Source organism: Bacteriovorax sp. BSW11_IV (genome assembly GCF_000447755.1).
In the GTDB taxonomy this organism is placed as follows: domain Bacteria; phylum Bdellovibrionota; class Bacteriovoracia; order Bacteriovoracales; family Bacteriovoracaceae; genus BSW11-IV.
The window spans coordinates 1-20,292 of sequence record NZ_AUNE01000057.1 but is presented as its reverse complement, the minus strand read 5'-3'; the positions used below and the strand labels follow the sequence as shown (position 1 = coordinate 20,292).

General features: G+C 35.7%; 21 protein-coding genes. 13 read left to right on the top strand and 8 right to left on the bottom strand.

From position 1 onward, the window contains the following. Positions 1-2 precede the first annotated feature (2 nt). From M899_RS16385 to M899_RS16375, 3 genes are read left to right on the top strand one after another with little or no spacing between them, the layout of a single operon-like run. Positions 3-2,831: a tetratricopeptide repeat protein gene (locus M899_RS16385; protein WP_021272598.1), complete on the top strand. Its 2,829-nt coding sequence runs from the start codon at positions 3-5 to the stop codon at positions 2,829-2,831. Beyond that, positions 2,831-3,676 carry a tetratricopeptide repeat protein gene (locus M899_RS16380; protein WP_021272615.1) on the top strand — a complete coding sequence of 282 codons (846 nt, stop codon included), beginning with the start codon at positions 2,831-2,833 and terminating at the stop codon, positions 3,674-3,676. The genes M899_RS16385 and M899_RS16380 overlap by 1 nt, the downstream gene beginning before the upstream one ends. A gap of 16 nt (positions 3,677-3,692) precedes the next feature. Beyond that, a complete protein-coding gene (locus M899_RS16375; protein WP_021272590.1) occupies positions 3,693-5,534 on the top strand; it encodes an AgmX/PglI C-terminal domain-containing protein in 1,842 nt (613 codons plus the stop codon). Here M899_RS16375 and M899_RS16370 read toward each other — a convergent pair whose 3' ends face one another. Next, entirely contained in the window at positions 5,535-6,698 is a 1,164-nt protein-coding gene (locus M899_RS16370; RefSeq protein ID WP_021272623.1) for a DnaA ATPase domain-containing protein, read from the bottom strand. 103 nt (positions 6,699-6,801) lie between these two features. Here M899_RS16370 and cobB point away from each other — a divergent pair, with 103 nt between their 5' ends. After that, positions 6,802-7,536, top strand: a complete 735-nt coding sequence (gene cobB / locus M899_RS16365) for a Sir2 family NAD+-dependent deacetylase (RefSeq protein WP_021272594.1) — start codon at positions 6,802-6,804, stop codon at positions 7,534-7,536. Here cobB and M899_RS16360 read toward each other — a convergent pair. Continuing rightward, positions 7,510-8,103, bottom strand: a complete 594-nt coding sequence (locus M899_RS16360) for a hypothetical protein (protein ID WP_021272601.1) — start codon at positions 8,101-8,103, stop codon at positions 7,510-7,512. The genes cobB and M899_RS16360 overlap by 27 nt on opposite strands. A gap of 21 nt (positions 8,104-8,124) precedes the next feature. Here M899_RS16360 and M899_RS16355 point away from each other — a divergent pair, with 21 nt between their 5' ends. Next, positions 8,125-8,526: a DUF5329 family protein gene (locus tag M899_RS16355; RefSeq protein ID WP_155897250.1), complete on the top strand. Its 402-nt coding sequence runs from the start codon at positions 8,125-8,127 to the stop codon at positions 8,524-8,526. Between the two features lie 48 nt (positions 8,527-8,574). Then, a complete protein-coding gene (locus M899_RS16350; protein WP_021272613.1) occupies positions 8,575-9,054 on the top strand; it encodes a heme-binding domain-containing protein in 480 nt (159 codons plus the stop codon). Positions 9,055-9,169: 115 nt separating this feature from the next. Here M899_RS16350 and M899_RS18110 read toward each other — a convergent pair whose 3' ends face one another. Genes M899_RS18110 through M899_RS16335 form a run of 3 tightly spaced genes read right to left on the bottom strand, consistent with a single transcriptional unit; the run spans position 9,170 to position 12,803 of the window. Then, complete coding sequence (locus tag M899_RS18110) at positions 9,170-9,613, bottom strand: transferase hexapeptide repeat protein (RefSeq protein WP_021272597.1); 444 nt, start codon at positions 9,611-9,613, stop codon at positions 9,170-9,172. 59 nt (positions 9,614-9,672) lie between these two features. Then, positions 9,673-11,508, bottom strand: coding sequence for a RecQ family ATP-dependent DNA helicase (locus M899_RS16340; protein WP_021272604.1), 1,836 nt, complete (start codon positions 11,506-11,508; stop codon positions 9,673-9,675). A gap of 23 nt (positions 11,509-11,531) precedes the next feature. Beyond that, positions 11,532-12,803, bottom strand: a complete 1,272-nt coding sequence (locus M899_RS16335; protein ID WP_021272624.1) for an acetyl-CoA C-acetyltransferase — start codon at positions 12,801-12,803, stop codon at positions 11,532-11,534. A 159-nt stretch (positions 12,804-12,962) separates the two neighbouring features. On the opposite strand from M899_RS16335, the gene hpf reads away from it, so the two are divergent. The 6 genes from hpf (at position 12,963) to M899_RS16305 (ending at position 16,497) form a co-directional block, all read left to right on the top strand. After that, the gene (gene hpf, locus M899_RS16330; protein WP_021272627.1) at positions 12,963-13,232 is read left to right on the top strand and encodes a ribosome hibernation-promoting factor, HPF/YfiA family; all 270 of its coding nucleotides are present in this window, start codon (positions 12,963-12,965) and stop codon (positions 13,230-13,232) included. Positions 13,233-13,302: 70 nt separating this feature from the next. Then, entirely contained in the window at positions 13,303-13,605 is a 303-nt protein-coding gene (locus M899_RS16325; protein WP_021272611.1) for an ArsR/SmtB family transcription factor, read from the top strand. A 10-nt stretch (positions 13,606-13,615) separates the two neighbouring features. Continuing rightward, complete coding sequence (locus M899_RS16320) at positions 13,616-14,038, top strand: YeeE/YedE family protein (RefSeq protein ID WP_021272622.1); 423 nt, start codon at positions 13,616-13,618, stop codon at positions 14,036-14,038. Between the two features lies 1 nt (position 14,039). Then, complete coding sequence (locus tag M899_RS16315; protein ID WP_021272619.1) at positions 14,040-14,447, top strand: YeeE/YedE family protein; 408 nt, start codon at positions 14,040-14,042, stop codon at positions 14,445-14,447. Positions 14,448-14,733: 286 nt separating this feature from the next. After that, the gene (locus M899_RS16310) at positions 14,734-15,480 is read left to right on the top strand and encodes a MipA/OmpV family protein (protein WP_021272593.1); all 747 of its coding nucleotides are present in this window, start codon (positions 14,734-14,736) and stop codon (positions 15,478-15,480) included. A 96-nt stretch (positions 15,481-15,576) separates the two neighbouring features. Beyond that, on the top strand, positions 15,577-16,497 hold the full coding sequence (locus tag M899_RS16305; protein ID WP_021272643.1) for an SGNH/GDSL hydrolase family protein: 921 nt from the start codon (positions 15,577-15,579) through the stop codon (positions 16,495-16,497). A 2-nt stretch (positions 16,498-16,499) separates the two neighbouring features. Here the strand turns inward: M899_RS16305 and M899_RS16300 are convergent, their stop codons facing one another. After that, complete coding sequence (locus M899_RS16300; protein WP_021272626.1) at positions 16,500-17,858, bottom strand: hypothetical protein; 1,359 nt, start codon at positions 17,856-17,858, stop codon at positions 16,500-16,502. 108 nt (positions 17,859-17,966) lie between these two features. On the opposite strand from M899_RS16300, the gene M899_RS16295 reads away from it, so the two are divergent. Beyond that, entirely contained in the window at positions 17,967-19,043 is a 1,077-nt protein-coding gene (locus tag M899_RS16295; protein ID WP_034730075.1) for a DUF2914 domain-containing protein, read from the top strand. Here M899_RS16295 and M899_RS16290 read toward each other — a convergent pair. Beyond that, on the bottom strand, positions 19,040-19,861 hold the full coding sequence (locus M899_RS16290; protein WP_021272639.1) for an ABC transporter permease: 822 nt from the start codon (positions 19,859-19,861) through the stop codon (positions 19,040-19,042). The genes M899_RS16295 and M899_RS16290 overlap by 4 nt on opposite strands. 2 nt (positions 19,862-19,863) lie before the next feature. Next, the coding region (locus M899_RS16285) for an ATP-binding cassette domain-containing protein (protein ID WP_021272609.1) at positions 19,864-20,292 on the bottom strand (429 nt) is incomplete at its 5' end.

Sequence of the window (20,292 nt, the reverse complement as noted above, 5' to 3'; positions counted from 1 at the left end):
TTATGAAAAGCATAACAACTACACTACTATTGATTTTTTGTGTTAGTAGCTTTTCACTGGATGAAAAAACTAAGAGAATTTGGAATCTCCTACTAAAAGAAGAAAAAACGATAAAGTCGCTTGGTCGTCTTGATACAGGACTTCGTTACCGTCTCCTTGAAATTGAGTCGGAAAAGCTTGCTATCATCAGAGAAGATGAAAATGCGAGAGTTTTAAAAACGGGAAAAAGATCAAAAGACTACTATGCTAAAACAAAACTAAGAGCGGCAAAAATTGAAAAAGAAGCAAAGTACTTAATTAGTAAAAATCCTTACTTTGTTGGTATCCCTAATATCTATTATACAATAGGAATGAATGCACGTGATCTTGGTCAGGAAAAGAAAAGTGCATTCTATCTTGAAAAAGCTCTTTCTTTATCAAAAGAAAAAGGTGACCTTTTATACAAAATTCACGTAGCACTTGCAGAACATTACTATAACGGAAAGAAATATAAGAAAGCGATCTTCCATTACACATATGTTATCAACAATATGGCCGATGAATGGACATCTAAAAACTTCTATAACTATGCATGGTGCTTACTCTTAGAGAAAAGATTTGATGAGGCAATTACTGCTCTTGTGAAGTCATATGAACTGTCAAATGATAAAAGATTCGTTGATGTTACCGGTCAAATACTTGATAGTGCAGCTTCGTTTTTTGTGAAGGGAAAAAGAGTTGCTGAAGGTGCTGAATTCTACGCCAAAGCGGCGCCTAAAGAACCAGACTATTTTACAAAATTAGCAAGAAGAGCAAACACTCATAATGGTGTTGACGATGCTCTTTTTACTTATAATTTTGCAATTAAGCACTTTTTGGAACAAAAACTTGATAAAGAACAAATTATTGTAGAAGTTGATCTTTTCAACTTTTATCTTGAAGCAAAGATTTTCGACAAATTCGAAGGACTAGGACATGACCTGGTTGCAAAAAGAGAAAAACTAAATGAGGATCAAAAGAAGAATATTATTGATCTATTAACTCAAAGAGTTGGTTTCTTACAAGCAACTGTATCAAAAGACGGTATTGAAAAGTACAGCGAAGCTAACCTAACAAGTATTGTAAATATCTTTGATGAACTAGCTCTGATCAACCCAACTCTTAATTACAAATACGAATTCTTAGAAGGTGAAACATTCTTCGGTCTTGCGATGTTCGACAAAGCACTTAAGAATTACCTTTCATCACTTGAATTCTCTAAAAAAGAAATGGGAATCGATGATTTTAAGAAAAAACTATATAATTCGATTCTAGCGACAATTTCAGAAGGTCAATTTACAAAGAAGGTAAAAGAAAACAATCTTATCTTTGTATATTCAAGCTATATTGTAGATTTTCCAAAATCAGAAGAAGCTCCGATCATTTACAAAGATCTATTCCGTATTTTTCTTGATAACAATGAAACAGCTAAGGCATTTGATACTCTTGTAACATACAACAAGAATATTAACAAAGACCTTGGGACTCAAAAAGAGTTGTATAAAAATCTTTTAGATAATCTATTTAAGAGAAATCAAATTAATGATCTAACTTTACATGTTAATAAAATTAATGCTGGTCAATTCTCACTTCAAATGGAGTACAGAAACAAAGTTACAATGGCACTTGGGGAGTTGTTGTTTAAGCAATACGATACAAATCAAAAGAATGGTCTATTTAAAGACGCTGAAGAAGGTTATGCAAAAATCTACAAAGATGAAACTCTTCCAAAAGTTCTTCGCGGGATTTCTGCACACAACCTGGCCATCATGAAAATCAAACTCAATGACACGAACTCAACATGGGCATGGAACTCTAATTCAATGCCACTTTTAACAATGAAAGAGATCAAAGAGCGTGAAAATAACTATATTTCATTAGTTAAGGCCTTTTATGACAGAGAAGAATATATCAAGGCCCAAAAACTTGGTCTTTGGTATATGAGAAAATTCTGCAAAATAGGTAAAGGCCTTGATGATGCTTACTTCCAAACAACGACAGCGCTCTATTTTAATAAGAAAACACATCTAACAGCTAAATTAGTTGATATGGGTGAAAAATGTGGTGTTTCAGCAAAAATGAGATCTGAATCAATTGTATTTATTGCTAGAAATCTCTACCTATTTGATAAAGATGCTTTTATCACTTTTTATCAAAAAAATAAGTTAAATCATCTAGTAGAACTAGCTCCATTTATCAATGATCTAGTGACATTTGCGATTGATAACTACGACAACCCTCTTTTGTCAAAAGTAATGCCTTTAACAAATAGTATTCAAAGAGAAAAAATCACAGTTTTTCAAAAGAAGATGAATGAATTTGAACTAAGTAAACAAAATGTACAAGCATTCACAATCCAAGCATGGAATAATCGTGAGTTTAAAGAAGATATATTCAATAACTGGCTTGAAACCTCACTTGCATCATTGGATAAGTTCTTTAATGAAAATACTGCTTATATGAAGACTCTATCACCTTCAATGGCCCTAGAGTTCAATATTAACTTTCAGAAGAAATTTGCCAACGAAAATGCAAAACTAACAGCACTAAACTTTCCAAATCTTAAAGAAGAAGAAATCAAAATGGTTGTTAGTGAAATTGCAAAGATCCAAAAGAAACTTGGTCAAAAGAGTCAAAAAGTCTCTTTTAATATCGAAAAAACTTTGGATGAACGTAAACCTCTTGATTTCCACAACTTTGCTAATTCGAAGCTTCAAAATGAAATCGAATTTTCTAAATTCCCTATTTACTCTCACCACCTAGCTGGTGCAATCGACATGCCTTGGGAAGAGTTAGCAAAAGGAGAAAAATAATGAAAGTACTACAAACCCTTCTATTTCTTATTTTTACTTCTTGTGCAAATTCTCCACTAAGAATTTATACAAGTACAAACAAAGAGTCTGTGTTCCATAAAGATGGTCTTTGGAAGTTATCAGATGAAAAAATAGAAGTTATGCTTGAATCAGATCGCGATTTAATTACAAGAGCATTACTTAAATGTCACCAAAAAGAAAGTAAAGTTGGTCTTGGTATTATCAATGACAATTACACAAAACTTTCTAAAGATGATCAAGTTTGGAATATTCGTACAGTTTGTCATATCTTAGCAAAAAACTATGATGAGGCCTTACTCTCTGTCGACAGAGGTCTACTCACAGTTAAAAATAATGAATCCTTGAAGATTAAACTTCTTCATAACAAGGCGCTAATTTTTCATAAGATTGAACATTTTACTGAAGCTGAAATTTTGTACAAAGAAGTCCTTAAACTATCTCCAACCCTTTATAGTACTCAGTACAATTTAGGATTACTCTATCTTCAGTACAATTTGCTATCAGAAGCGAAGTCTTACTTAATCCCTCTACTAAAAGTAGCACCAAACGACATTGATCTACTGAGTTCTATTGGAATTACATTTGCCCTTGAAGGTCAATATATTAAAGGGATTCAATATTTCGAACAAATCCCATCAGTGAATAGAAAGCGTGAAGATATCGCTCTTTACTATTCATTGGCCTTAATTGGAGCAAAAAGATTTGATGAAGCAAAAATAGTATTAAAGGATCAGGACGTTCCTTTTATTTCTGGAATTCGCCAAATGAGCAGAAGCCTTCAAAAGATGGTTGAAGAACATTTGAAGACGATCGCAGCGAAATAGAAAAAAAGGATAAGTTATGATGAATAAATCAGAAGAAAAGAAATTCCTACGTCTCGTTCAATATATTGATGGTTCTGAATATCTCAACTTTCTCATGGACAGAGATAAGGCCATCGTTGGTAGTGGTCATGGTTGTGACTTTATCATTGAAGATACATTCACTTCACACTATCACGCTCTTTTTCACGTGGAAGAAGATGGGCTAAACGTGCAAGACCTTGGTAGTAAAAATGGACTTTATTTAAATGGTGAAAGAGTCACCCAAGGTTTTGTACTTCCAGGAGATGTTTTAGAAATTGCTGATAAAAAGTTTCTGTTGGAGGAAGTTTATCTTGAACAAACACCTTTTGTCGTGCTTGATGACAAAATTACAAAATTCATTAAAGATTCCATGACGGATCTTCCTCCAGTTCCACCAAAAGAAGGGCTCGAAGTCATTGATGGCGAGTACTGTGACATTGTTTTCGATCAAGATCACTTTACACCATCAAACGTTCACACTCTTTCTGAGTATCAATACGAAAAGGAATTTATTGACTATGATGAGTCAAACCACAAGAATTCCCACGACATCGTAATTGGAAAATCAGGGGAGTCTTTAGAAGTAACGATTACTTCAATGGGTGTAGTACTTGCAATGGACTATGTGAGTATTAAAAATAAGGAAATTTATCTTTCAGGGAAAGAAAGTTCTGGAAATAGTGTGAACTGCCCTCTTTTTTCTCATGATGAGAAAGTTCAATTGGCCACAATTAACGGTAAGAATCTTCACTTTAGTGATTTAGCAGGATTTCACAGCACAAGATTAGATGAATTTCAAATTTACACAAAAGGAACTGTGCAAATTTTCACTCGCATTTCATCTCACCCACCAACACTGAAAATGGGGCCATTATTTGATGCTGACAAAAACTTCTATAAGCAATCGGGAACAGTTTTTGGGGCCATGCTTTCAGTAATGTTATTATTACTTTTTGTAAGATTACCAGAACCTCCAAAACCAGAAGAAAAAAGAATCGTTATCTTCAAGCAAACTGTATTAAAAGGGCCAGAAGTCACGGATAAGGCCTCGCAAGAAGTTTCAAAGGTGGATCAAGATCAAGGTGTTCAGAAACAAGATATTTCTGAGAAACAGCCAAAGATGGCCGCAGCTAAACAACAGGTTCAAAAACAAGAGACTAAAAAAGCTAAGAGTGAACCTCAAAAAGTGGCCCAGGCAGCACCAAAAGCACAAGCAAAACCTGTTGAGAAAAAGTTTGAATTCAAAGTTACAAAAGGACTTACAAAGTTTCTTAACAAAAAAGTTGATATGAAATTTAATGAATCACAAGAATCAAGTGATTCTAGCGCCAGAAGCTTGGCCGCAACGCTACCAAGCTCAGCAAGTGCTAATTCAAATAACAACTTCAAAACAAATCTTTCAAACGGAACAGCCAGTTTAGGAAGTAACTCAGTTGGAAGTGACTCTTCATCTGAAGGTCTAAGAGGAATGGCCTCAAAGAAAGGGATCAATACCGCCTACCAAGCTCCAAAAACGATTGTTCTAGGCTCTATTGACCCAGAACTTTTAAGAAAAATACTACGTGAATACTTGCCACAGTTTCATTACTGCTACCAAAATGAACTTGATGCTAAACAAGATTTAATCAAAGGTGTTGTAGATTTAAAATTTAGAATCAATGGAAATGGAAAAGTATCAAATATCGATATCATTTCTAAAGGGGCAAAATTCTCGAATAAGGGTGTAAATTGTATGGCCCAAGTTCTTAATATGATCGACTTCCCTGTACCAAAAGGTGGTGGGATTGTTGATGTTAAACAACCTCTAAACTTTCAATCAGAAAGAAGTAGAATTTAATCAGATAAGATTATGGACAATCTTTGATAGCTCGGGATCTTTTTCGATCTCGAGCTTCATACGAGAAATACCATATATGATAGAACTATGATCACGACCAAATAAATCCGCAATCCTCATTATATTCAGACCATTTTTCTCTTTAAGGATGAACATGGCCATATGGCGAGCATAAACCACTTCTTTTCTTCTCACTGGAGAGAGAATATCGTCCTTGTCGACATGGAAATAGCTTGCAACACGTCCAATAATTTTCTGGCAATTATCGTCTCTATCAAGAACACGGCCTAGACTCTTTAGTTCGTGAAGTGCAATCTCAAGATCGATTTCTTTTTTATAGATATCGCTATAGCTTTTTAATTTATAAAGAGCACTTTCAAGTCCGTAAACATTGAAATCGAAACTATGGGCAACTAAATCTTTTGCTGTTTGAGCTAAATTTAAGTTCATACTCTGGCATTTTGCTTCAACAATTGAGAAGGCCAGATCAGAATTCATTTTGCATATTTTATGTATTAGCGCACCAGATAACTTTCCTTTAAAACGGTCATCACAAAACGACAAGTTTCTAGGTAGTACGGCACCAGTGACAATAATTTTAATGCGACCCATCTTTGCGTAATCAAAAAGTCGACAAAACTCTTGTTGCAAATAGGCCAACTGTGCGATTTCTTCCATATCGTCGATAAGAAGAAAATCATACATTTTCAATTCATTAAATGGATCTTTTAAATCCTGAAGCATTGAAGGTGAAGTTATATAAAAAGACTTCCCCATCTCCATCAGCTCATTGGCCGCGGCATGAAGAAGGTGTGATTTACCCAGGCCACTCATTGCCATGAGATAAATCACACCAAAGTCACATTTTTCTTGTCCTAGAAAGCGCTTAGTTGCTTCAAGCGCTGCCTTATTGGATTCCCCCAAGCAAAATGTGTCAAAAGTTTTATTTTTATCGACGTGACCGTAGTAGCGATGACCTTTACCTAAGGCCTTTGCTTGCTTTTCACGACCCGTAACAAAACGAGTGCGTCTTTTTCTTTCGGTAATGTCTGTTGGAACAATTTTATCAGAAATAAAACTTAGCAGATCAAGTTGAATCATCTCTTCACTTGCCGCGCTGATTACTTGTGATTTTTGAATTCCTATGGCCTTATTTTTATTCATAATCCCTTACGATCTTTGCCAATTAGAGCTACGAGTTTAAGGACAAAAAACAAAAGGTCAAATTTTTTTTTCCGAAGAATAAATATACTGATATGATGGTTTTATGAGCGATAATAAAAATAAAAAAATTGTGATCTTGACTGGAGCTGGAATATCTGCCGAATCAGGAATTAAGACCTTCAGAGACCAAAATGGACTTTGGGAAGATCATAATATTTTAGAAGTCGCCTCACCTCAGGGCTTTGAAAGAGACCCTGAACTTGTCCACCGTTTTTACAACATGAGAAGAAAACAACTCCTAAGCTCTGAAGTGGCACCGAACGAAGCACATTTGGCCGTAGCGAGACTTCAAAGAGAGCTGCCAAACTCTGAAATTTTTCTTATTACTCAGAATGTTGACAATCTTCATGAGCGCGCAGGTTCCCCTCAGGTTCTTCATATGCATGGTGAGCTTACAAAAATGCGTTGCATAGAGTCTAAAAAAGTCTTCGAAATAAAAGAAAATATCTCTGCGCACAGAGCATGCCCTTGTTGCTTAAAAGAAGGAAACCTCAGACCACATATTGTTTGGTTTGGAGAAACTCCATTTTCAATGGATGAAATTTATCATCATACGGCCCAATGCGATCTTTTCATTGCCATCGGAACTTCAGGTGTCGTTTATCCTGCGGCCATGCTCGTTGATTTGGCCCGAGAAAATGGGGCGCATACGTTAGAATTTAATCTCAATGACACTCAAGTTAGCGATAGCTTTCACCAACATATAGTCGGCCCTGCATCACAAACTGTGCCAAAATATGTCGAAGAACTCTTAAATTCGACCCCACATATAACCTAAACGAATAGCAAAGGTATATTGTTCGAATTGTTCTTTGTAGTACCGAGGCCCCATTAAGATATAAAACCTCTTTGATATAAACGCTACCCAGGCGAAGTCAATTTTTCTAATCTCTGTAGTAGTCGTTGAATCCATTCCCCCCAGTGTCGTCATATTTTTTAAGGCCCCACCAAATCCCCCTGTGAGTACAAAGGCACCAATTGGAGTATGAGTGGTTAGCTTTAAATTTCCAAGAATAGATAAACGCCGAAGTTTAATATCCGCGCAATCTACCATGACCCCACTTTCGTTTGGACAAAGTTCATTTGTTACAAATGTTGTTTTATCGTAATGAATAGAAGGCGTTAAACGCAAATTCATATTCCAGCGACCATAGCGTCTAGGGTGCTGGATATTGCGAATTGAAATGGAGCCATCACTTAATCGCTCTCTATTTTGGTACTTCACTCCATCAATTTCAGCTTCTGAAACTGTATACTTTAAATTGACACTAGCACTATTTAGTAGCGAGCATGAGGCCGATAAAAGGCAGAAAAGTAATGGAATGATTTTTTTAGCGACTGTCACAAAATGTATTATACTCTAGAAATGAAAATGTTCACTTTATTAAGTAAATTCAACTTTATTTCCCTATTTGCGACTATTTTAGTCGGTCTATGTATGCCAACAACATTTGCCTCTGAAGATATTGAGACGAAAAAAATTGAATACCTTCTCAATAGCATTGAAAAATCAGGGGCCACTTTTGAAAGAAACGGGTCAACACATAAGGCCAGTGAAGCCAAGGGCCATTTGGCATTCAAGCTCCAAAAGGCCACAAGTATGTTTTTATTTTTTGGGCCGAAAAAAGAAATAAAGGCATCAGAATTTATTGAAAAGATTGCCTCTAAATCATCAACAACAGGCGAGCCCTACTACATAATAACCGCTGAAGGTAAAAAAGAGCTTGGACCTTGGCTGACTGAAAAACTTAAAGAATATTCTAACTAAGTAAAAATTCTCTTTTCAAAACATACCCCATGGGGGTATGTTTTAATCATGAAAAAAGCATTAATTATTCTCATGGCCATCTATTCTGGAAATATATTTTCCCATGGTAGTGAAAAACACGATGAGCTCGAAACTAAAAAACAAAAAGAGAAGAACGATAATTCTCTAATAATTAATCTAGGTGAAGAGTATAAAGGCCAAATCAAACCTATCTTTGCGAGAAGTTGTTTTGATTGCCACTCCCAAAAAACGAATTACCCTTGGTACTACAATCTACCCTACATTAAAGATATGATCGATAAAGACATCTCTGATGCGCTTTCACATATCGATTTTACTAACGATTTCCCATTTGTTGGCCATGGCACCCCACAGAGTGACCTGACCTATATAAAAAAAAGTATCAATGAATTTAGAATGCCACCAAAGAGTTATCAATATCTCCATCCAAGCGCTAAGCTTTCTGAAAAAGAAATTGAAATAATAAACTCATGGATTGAGAGCGCAATGAAAAGGCTTAAGGATTAAAATGAAAGAAGAAGATTGTTGTCAAACGGGATGTCCAGACTGTCCATGGTACAAAAAACCAGAAGAAAAAAAAGAACAAGAAAAAGAATGAGGCCCAAAGTCTGGGCCTTTTTTATTAGAAATAGCGGCCGCTTGAATAAGTCGCATCAAACATTTTGGCCACACCGTAAACTTTTACATTTCCTTTTAGGCCAGCAAAACCAAAAATTCTAGCATTTCCATAGGCCTCAGCATTATCCCAAACCATCGCTGTATCATAAACCTCAGCATTGTCATAAACGCGAGCTTCACCAAAAACTTTTGCACGATCATAGACTCTAGCACTTCCACTGATGATGGCATTGCCAGTAATCTGGGCCTTATCTAATACCATTGCATTATCACAAATTTGTACATTCTCACCAAGATAAACAGTTGACTCAACCATCGCCGTATCAGCAACAAAGCCACCACGTTCACCATTAGCATTAATAAAATACTCTCCACTTTGACCATTGCAAGGAGCTGCCTTAAGAGCAAACGATAATAAGAAAAAGCATGATGCTATGAAATACTTCATGGGAATCCTCCGTGATAATGTTTTATAAATTATAAAAAGTTTTGAAACAGAATGTAAACTTAATGTGACTGGATAATATCCATGAACATGGCACCATATTTCTTGAGTTTGACTGGCCCTACGCCATTGAGTTCTAGAAACTCACGATCTGTTTGTGGCCTTCTCTCAACCATTTCAATCAAAGTAGCATCATGAAAAACTTTGTAAGCGGCCATTCGTCTTTTCTTTGCAATTTTTGCACGCAGATCTTTTAATTCATCAAATAAGGCACGTTCACCAACTTGAGCACGTTTACGCTTAATTTTCTTGGTCTTTGATTTTGTTTGACGAACAAATTTATCCGCCTTTTTACTTGTGGTTCCTGCCGCCTCACTAAAGGGATCATGAATAAAACGAAATTGTTCTTCTCCCTTAATATATGGCAAAGACATCTGAGTTATTTTCAATTTATGTCCATTTTCATAATCGGCCCTAACAAGTCCAGAGGCCCTAGTTAAGCGAAGAACATAACTCCAGCCACTATAATTTCTTTTTTCGTCGGGATGAATTTGATATTTATTGGCCAGGAAACTGAGCAGCGCATCCGCAGAAATTCCAGATTTTTGATCATAAATTTCAGTAAGTAATATCACGACATATTCAGTGCCATTAAAAATTTCTTCACCATCAAGTGAGCCAGCACAAATATCACAATTACCACAAAATTCTGGGGCCAGTTCATCAAAGTGGCCCAAGATAACTTGCCTGCGACAAAAAGTTGTCTGACAAAGTCCAAGCATAGAATCAATTTGCTCATTATTTATTTTTTCAATTTCCTTTGGCATGCGATTCTTACGTACCATCATTCGCAAAGTAACAGCATCTGCAGTGGAATAAGTGAGATAGGCCATTGCAGGTAGACCATCACGACCCGCACGTCCAATTTCTTGGTAATAAGATTCAACACTTTTTGGCATATCCAAATGACAAACAAAACGAACATCTGGTCTGTTAATCCCCATTCCAAAGGCAATAGTCGCAACCATAATGACACCTTCATCATTGGTGAACTTTTCTTGATAGCGAGATCTTAAATTTTGAGACAGCCCAGCATGATAAGGATAAGCACTAAGGCCCTGATCATTGAGAAAGTCCGCAACTTCTTCAACTTTTTTTCGCGATAAACAATAAATTATACCCGTTTCATCACCATCAAAACCATCTAGAAAATCGAGGAGTTGATTTTTCCAATCACTTCGTTTTTCTAACAGGATTTGAATATTGGGACGATCAAAAGATGATGAGAAAATAGAGGCCTTGTGAAGACCAAGGGACTTTACAATTTCTTTTTGTGTATTTTTATCTGCTGTTGCCGTCAGTGCCATGAGCGGAACATTTGGAAATTCTTTTTTTAATATTGAAAGCTTCAAATAATCAGGACGAAAATCATGGCCCCACTTAGACACACAATGGGCCTCATCTACGGCAAAAAGAGATATCTTCCCTCTTCTTAATAACTCAAGTGTTCGTTCATTTTGTAAACGTTCAGGGGAAATATAGAGAAAATCAATATTACCGCTAACAAATTCTCTTTCAACTTCTAAAACTTCTTTGAATGAAAGTGTAGAGTTTAAAAATCGTGCTTCAAGCCCCATTTCATTTAAGGCCTCAACTTGGTCTTGCATAAGAGAAATTAATGGAGAAATGACAACGCCGACACCGCTTCTTGCAACTGAAGGGATTTGGAAACAAAGGGATTTCCCTCCCCCCGTAGGCATTAAAACAAGAGAGTCTCCCCCACCAATGGCGTGAGAGACTATTTGTTCTTGGCCCGAGCGAAATTTTTGTAAACCAAAAACTTCACGTAAAATTTCATGGGCCTTGTATGAGATGTGTTCACTATTAATTGTTGTCACATCTCATTTTAGAATTTTCTACACTACTTTTCAACAATTGCCGTCACGCCCATACCACCTGCAGTACAGATCGAAATAAGTGCACGACCACTACCTTTTTCATTTAAAAGTTTTGCAATTCCTCCAAGAATCCTTGAACCCGTCGCAGCAAAAGGGTGTCCAAGAGCAAGAGAGCCACCCTTTACATTCATTTTATTACGATCGATTGATCCTAGCGCTTTATCTAGGCCAAGTTTAGATTTGCAAAATTCCTCTGACTCCCATGCTTTAAGTGTACAAAGAACTTGAGCAGCAAAGGCCTCATGAATTTCATAGTAATCAAAATCTTGAAGAGTAATTCCCGCTTGTTTCAAAAGTTTTGGAACGGCATAGGCCGGTGCCATAAGAAGACCCTCGTCGTTGATATAATCAACTGCAGCAGACTGGGCAAAAGTTAAATAAGCAAGAACTGTAAGGTTGTGCTCTTTGGCATATTCTTCTGAGCAAAGGAAGACACAACTTGCACCATCTGTAAGTGGCGTTGAATTCCCTGCTGTTAATGTCCCTTGTCCAGACGTTTTATCGAAGGCCGGTTTTAATTTCGCTAATTTTTCAACTGTCGTTTCTTTTCTTAAAATATTATCAACTTTTACGCCTTTATATTCATAAACCATATTGTCATAGAAACCAGCTTCATAAGCAGCTGCGGCATTCTTGTGAGAAATTGCCGCCAACTCATCTTGTTCTTCACGCGTAACATTCCAAGTCTTGGCCATAATTTCACAAGACTCACCCATAGAAAGTCCTGTTCTTGGTTCTTTTACTGCAGGAAATTTTGGAAGAAGTTCTTTGAATGAAAAACCTTTTAGCGCCTTAAGCTTATCCCCTGTAGATCTTGCATAATTCATACGGGCCATACGATCAGAAAATTTTTGAGAGAATTCTACTGGGATATCACTATTTGTATCAACTCCACCGGCAATTCCACAATCAATTTGTCCAAGCGCAATTTTATTACCAATATTGATTGCAGCTTCTAGTGAAGTTCCACATGCTTTTTGAATATCATAAGCTGGAGTTTTTAGAGAAAGACCACTTTCTACCACACATTCTCTTGCAAGACCAAAGTCAGCAGCGTGTTTTGAAACTGCACCAATGGCAAGCTCTCCGACTTCTTTGTCAGTTAAATTCAACTTTTTTACTAACTCTTTCACTGCGTGAGAAACAAGTTGTAAATTTGAAACTTTCATATAATTTGATCCCGAACGACAAAACGGCGTGCGTGCAGAATCAATAATGCAGACTTTTCTAGTCATATAATCTCCTTAAGTTAATGAAACTGCTTATATAATAGGCCGTGACTTTTATTAAAGAAAGAGGGAACTGATATATATCAATTATTAAGATGAAATTACCTAGTGATCTTATTATTTTGTAGTGTAAACTGACTGTGCAAATCACATGGAGGATATGAAATGAAATGCACAATCTCTTTTAGAAATATTGAACACACTCCTGCTCTTGACGAGAAGATTAGACAGAAATCTGAAAAACTGAAAAAGTATTTAACATCAAATGCTGAAGTGAATTGGGTTTGTTGGGTAGAAAATAGTGATCAAATTGCTGAACTAAAAATCCATGATAAGAAAAATGACTTTATCGCCAAAGCAAGTTCTGATGATTTATACAAGAGTTTAGATCTCGTTATCTCAAAAATATCTAATCAAATCCAACACTTACATTAGTAACACTAAAAGAGCGCTTCGCCGCTCTTTTTTTATAGCTTTTCATATTAAAATATTATAATATGTTTATATGAAAGGACTAAATATTGAAAACATTGTTGAAAAATCTGAAGAAGTTGCAAATTTACTAAAGCTTCTCTCCCACCCCCTAAGACTAAGAATTGTTTGTTTCTTAGCAGAAGAAGCTAAAACGGTTGGAGAACTTGAAAGCTTATGCGATTGTTCTCAATCACAAATGTCCCAATATTTAAAGGCCTTAGAAAAAGAAAATATTTTGACGAAAACGCGTGATGGAAAATATGTCTATTATGAATTGTCGTCTCCACAAATAAAAAGTCTCATGAAAAGTATGTATAAAATTTTCTGTTCATAAGTGAGGATATATGACTATAAGTTCAGAATTTACGCCCCTACTCTCCCTTAGTGGAGGAATTGTAATTGGATTAGCAACAACACTCTTTCTCTTATTTCTTGGAAAAATCGCAGGAATTAGTGGAATTGTCCGCGGTCTTTTGACTGGTAAAAAGCAAGATCGATCTTGGCGATCTTTTTTTATCGGAGGCATGGTTTTAGGTGGATTATTAATATCTTTCTTAAAACCAGAACTAACAGCAAAAGTTTATGAGTTTGATACTTTTAAACTCATTGCGGCCGCACTCTTTGTTGGTGTGGGAACAACTCTTGGTAGTGGTTGCACAAGCGGTCATGGTATCTGTGGTTTAAGTCGTTTTTCTAAGCGATCAATTGTCGCCACAATTACTTTTATGGCCTTTGGAATGTTAACTGTATTTGTGATGGGAGCTTAAGATGAAAAACTTTATGGCCTTAATTAGTGGGATTCTTTTTTCATTGGGTCTTGGTCTTTCGGGAATGATGGACCCTAAAAAAGTATTAGGATTTTTAGATGTCACGAGAACTTGGGACCCGTCTCTTGCCTTTGTAATGGGTGGAGCACTCGTCATCACAGTAGTTACTTTTAGATTTATTCTTAAGAGAAAAGCTCCTGTTTGTGAACAAAACTTTGCATTACCAACAGCTAAAGATATTACGTCAAGATTAGTTATTGGCTCTGCTCTTTTTGGAATTGGTTGGGGTCTTGCCGGTCTTTGTCCAGGACCGGCCATTGCCAATATCTTTACAGGCAATGTGCAGATGATTCTCTTTGTCGCCATTATGGTGGTTTCAATGATTATCACGGAAAAACTTGTCGACTAGTTTTGTCAGGATTTATTTAACACAATCTTAAACAAGACTTGATTATTCAATCCATCAATCCTGTCTATAATGAAGTGGCATCTTCATTTAGGGAGGATTGATGCAAATCATACTAAAAACAATCTATCTTTGTGTTGATATAATTAGTGCGATCTTCTTCGCAATTATTAAAAGATTTCACCTCCTAAAAGATGAATGTCATATATTGGAATGCGAGTGCGATAGGCATATCGAACTCGAGCATTTGTCTCATTGAAATCTTCTAAATTAATGTTATGATCTTTAGATGAAGTTAAGAAACGCACTAATCACTGCCTTTTTTCTTTTAAGTATTCAAGCTGTTGCTCAACAACAAGGTGAGAAACAATTTTTAAACTTCACTTTAGGGGCCGGTGTTGCACTTAAAACAAATATCCGTTTCGATAATCAAAAAGATGATAGCGACAAGCCTACAATTATCCGACCAATCCCATTTGCAACTCTACAAATCGGCCCTGTAAGAATAACTGGCCCAGCTGTTACTGTTTCTTTATGGTCCCCGACTCCATGGGTACGCCCCTATTTAACATTGACTCGCTTTGGTGAGCGCTACTATGGTCCAGGTATGGAAAGACGACTTGACTCTTGGTTTGCAGGTGGTGGTGTTTCAGTTTTATTTTTTGATTTTAATTATATTTCTGATGTCCAAGGCAGAAGTCATGGAGATATCTTCTCCGCTTCTATTGCCCACAGAATTATGGCCGGACCAATATTTTTTAGACCCGCCTTTACCGTAATATATCACGACGAAAACTATACAGATTACCACTATGGAGTACTTCCAAGTGAAGTCACAGCAACAAGAGCTGAATACAATCCAGGATCAAGCTTATCTTATCGCCTAGGTTTCATTTCAACATATTCTTTAAATGACAACTGGAAGATCTTCACAAATATGGGCTACACAATATTAGGATCCCCTGTAAAAAACTCTCCAACTGTTAGAACGGATAAGGTATTTAACCTAATTAGTGCCATCTATTATCAATTCTAAACACAGTATCTGAGTCTTTCACTATTATTTGCAAAATTAAAGGATTCGCAGAAATGATCGACAAGTCATATACAATCTACCAACTAAGGAATGTATATGAAAAAGATCATTACTGCATTAATGCTTTTTCCTCTGCTTGTTAGTGCCGAAGAAGTACACAAAGAAGCATATCCAAAATCAATGGGTGCTCTAGGTGATTCAATCACAAGGGCCGCAAATGCTGGGCTTAGAAGACAAAGATCTATATTTCCATGGGTCATGGCCAATTTCTTTTGGCGTTCATATTTAAGAACTGTGCGTGATCAAAACGGCAGTTTTGATAGGCCTATTTACAGTTGGACAACAGGTTCAAGTAAGAAAGTAATGAGTCACAGAAGAAGACTGGAAGAACTTTCTGGTAAAAAAATTAAGTATTACAATTCAGGAATCACAGGGGCGAAAATTGGACTCGTTTGGCAAAAAGAACTTCCAAGATTAAAAAAATGGAGTCAGGACAATTTAAAGCAAGATTATCCAGATTATGTGACTTTAATGATTGGGGCGAACGATTTATGTACAGGTAGTGCTGATAACATTACCGAGCCTGAAAAATTTGAAGAGCATTTGACAAAAATATTAGATGAAATATTGGAAAACTCAGACAAGACCAAAATTCTTGTTTCTGCATTTCCAAACGTTAATCTTCTGCCTGAAATCCTATTTGATAGTCGATGGGGCGCAAGAAAGAAATGTGCTGATCTGTGGAGAAAGTTCCCTATTTGTCCTGCAATTACCAGAGCAAAAAATCAGGATCAAATTAATAAAGTTCGCGACTATTATGAACGCTATCATGAAGTTATAGCGAATAAAATTACAGATCTTAGAGATGTTTATGGAGATAGAATCCGCTTTGCACCTAACGTGAAAGAAGAAACGTTTACGGACGACGATATTGCGGTTGATTGTTTCCACCCAAATTATTATGGGCAAAGAAAAATAGCAAACAAAAGTTTTGAATCAACATGGTGGGCCGATTAGGCCTACCTTGCTTTTACTATTCTTTTTAAAATTGTAACGACTTTTTTATAATTCACCAGCTTATACTTGGCCTCTAGACTTACAAAAAGATCACTTGTACTAATCTTCCCACTCTCTAATTGCATTAACAATTGATGCACAAAATCTTCAATAACAACAAAAACTAGTGCCATTGGAGAAATATTATTTGATGGTCCTTCCGAAAAACCTACGCCGTTTAATGTCCCATGGTGTTGACGAATAATAACATCTGCTCCGGGAGGGGCCTTTGGAAATCTCTGTACCATCGTAGATACTTTATTAGCATGCTCATTAATAAGTGTTTGTTGAAAACCTGGAAGATCGGCATCCTTTAAATCACTTTGAGACATAATTTTTAAATGAGTTTCTTCTTTTAGTAAAATATCGTGAAAGAAGCTAACAAATACCATTTTTTCGAAGTTCTGATTAATCTGTTTTTCACTTTGTCCCCAATCCATACGAGGAATCACTTGATAAGAAAAAAGTGAAATCAAATAACTTCTTTTATAGGAAAAGCTGTTTTTATTTTTTAGCAGATCTCTAAGCATCGCACCAAAGCCAGTATCAGAAATATTTTTCATCATACTTCCAATGGCCGCGTTTGACATGGTTACAACCTGCTTAGAAAAACCAAGATCATCAATCAAATTTTGACTTATACCGTAAGAATCTGCAATCACTTCAATATGGGCATCACGTTCTGTTGTTTCAACAACTTTTTGAACCGATTGATCTAAGAGTTGATCAAGAAATTCTTCATGATCTTCTTTTTGAACATAAAAAGATTCGAGCTTCATATCTTCATATTTCTTAATAACATCTTTATCAAAGACATCACCGCTCTTAATTCTTTTTACATAGTGATCTTTTCCATCCTTTTGAATGCGAATATAAACATCACAAAAGCAACTAGTCATAAGATAGAAATTATTCAATGGTACTGGTACAAAATCAGGAGTCTTAATACTCTCCATATCCTTACTCGATAGATTCAACACTTCCTTAACTGTCATAAAAAGATCGTTAACTTTAAATCTATCAGGTAATGATTTTAAATTTTGATAAGTGAAGTCCACATCACCAAAAGTTATTAGTGGAACTTCAGATTCAATATCATAGAGACAATTGAAGGCCAGTTTTGCAAATTCAATTTTCTCATTAACATCTTCGAAAATATTTCTAGCGAGAACAATAGAAAATTGATTCTCTTTTTTAAGAAGAAGAGAAACATCATCTGCACTACTGCCAACTTCAACATTGACGTTAAATTCTTTGGCCAAGGCCGGTTTCAAAATATCAATAACGCGCTGATTTTTTTCCAGCAAAATAAAAGTATTCATCACTTATAATTATACAAGAATTCAGATAGTTATGAACTCCTAAGAACCTTTTTCCTCATTTAAAATAAAAATAGAAGTAATTACAGGAAAGTAAAGTAGACTATAAACATGAAAGATGGATTAGATCGCCTAAAAAATCATGAAAAAGTGCTATTGGCACGTCGATTTCAGAATGAATTATTCTTCGTCTTAGGTTTTGTATTTGACTTATTTACTCTGGGAAGAATAGATGATGGCCTCAACCTGATATCTCAATTCATTTATTTATTTCTAAGCTCATTTATTGTCATTTACTTGGGTACACAACTACAAATACGCATAGTGGAAAAAGTTGGCCCTTACCTCAATGAGGCCCTCCACTTTTTTCTAGGATCACTGCTCAGCGCATACAGTATTTTCTATTTTAAATCATCATCATTATCAAATTCTCTCATTTTTATGTTAGTGATCGTTGCATTTCTCTTTCTCAATGAAACAAAAATGGCCAAAGAAAGAGGTCCTCTCTTTAAATCCTTTCTACTGGCCTTATGTACGCTAAGCTTTTTGAATTATCTTTTTCCGGTAATCATTGGCTCTACAGGTTTTTTTATTTTTTTACTATCTTCTCTCATTTGTTTAGGAATTGGTTTTGGGCTAAGTACTCTCGTGAAAAAATATTCAGATGAAAGTAACTTATCTAAGAATTTCTTCAAATCATGGGCATCTTTAATTGTTATTTTTAATATCTTCTATTTATTAAAAATCATCCCACCTGTTCCTTTGGCCATTAAAGAAATTGGAATTTTTTATAATATAGATAAAGATGAAAAATCATATATTTTAAAAGAAAGAGATGGCCTTTTCAATTTTCTAACTTTTGGCGAGACAACGTTCACCTATATTGAAAATGATAAGATCTATGTCTTTCTACGAATTTTTGCTCCTTCTGGATTTCAAGAAACTGTTTATACTAAATGGCAAACCCAAGTAAATGGCGATTGGACAACAAGTGATAAAATTCCATTAACGGTTAAGGGTGGAAGAGATGAAGGATTTAGAGGCTACGCCTATAAAAGTAATTACACTGAAGGCCAATGGCGAATACTTATTGAAACATCTGATGGACTTGAAATTGGACGGACTTACTTTTCAACGAAGAAGGCACCTACTGACGAAGAACGACAGTGGCACCTTATCGAGCGCTAGTTAATATCTTTTTTAGAAAAATAGAAATTGTATACAAAAACAATCAAACCTACGGTGATTAGACCATGACCAACATGGGCCATATTCATAGCGTAATCGACCACCTCACCTTGAAGTATTTCCCCAGCAAAATTAGAAAGACTTTGAAGGTGTGGAAATAAAGCATAGATGACAACACCTATTACCTTGAAAGGTGAAAATGTTGCAAACCACTCACCCATTGGAATAGAAGAAAAGTATTGATCACTCGAAGAAACGATTAAATAAGTAAAACAAATAATAAAAAACGATGTCAGTCTCGAGAAGTAGATTGAAATAAAAGAGGCCATTACAATCCACATCAACAAACCTAGTCCAGATATAAAAAAAGCATAAAGAAAGCTAATGTGGAAGATGATTTCCTTACTCATAATAGTCAGAGCAATGACTGAATAAAGAAAGGCCATTAAAAAATAAATCACTGACATAATAAACGCCCCACCTATACGTCCAAGGAAATACTCCAATCGACTAACAGGAAAAGACAGAATCAATGATAATGTTCCGTATGAAAGATCATTTCTGATACAGTTAATACCAAAATTTAGGCCAATTAAAAAAGTCCAAAACATGATAAAGCGATAGGAAACATAAAGTGCCGTATTGCCCGCAAGCTTGAATGTCCCTGGATCAACAAACTCTTTCATAACATAGTCCATAACAATGAAACCAACTGTCATAACTAAGAATGTCATCACACCCATAAAAATGAAGCCTCTATTGCGAAGTTCATTTCTAAAAGTATTTGTAGCAATCAAATTTATATTTCTAAAATTCATTTTTAGTTTCCTTTCACAGCATCATAAAAAAATTGCTCTAACCCTTTGGCAGCAACTTCACCTTCAATGGCACCAGAATATAAAATCTGACCTTTATTAATAAGAACAACCTTATCGCAAAGCTTCTCCATCTCAGAGAGAATATGTGTGTTCACAATAACTGTTGCCCCACTATTTTTAAGTGAAATAAAGAGCTCTTTTGCTTCTTTGATACCAATTGGGTCTAGACCAGAAAATGGCTCATCAAATATAAAGAAATCATTCTTAGTCAAAATCATCGAAGCAAGTCCAACTCGCTGTAATTGTCCTTTTGACAGTGACTTCACTTTTCTTTGGGCCAAATCTTCAATTGATAGCTGTGATAATGCTTGAGCAACTTGTTCATCAGAAACTTTTTCACCCTTTAATTCTGCAAAAAATCGAAGGGCCTC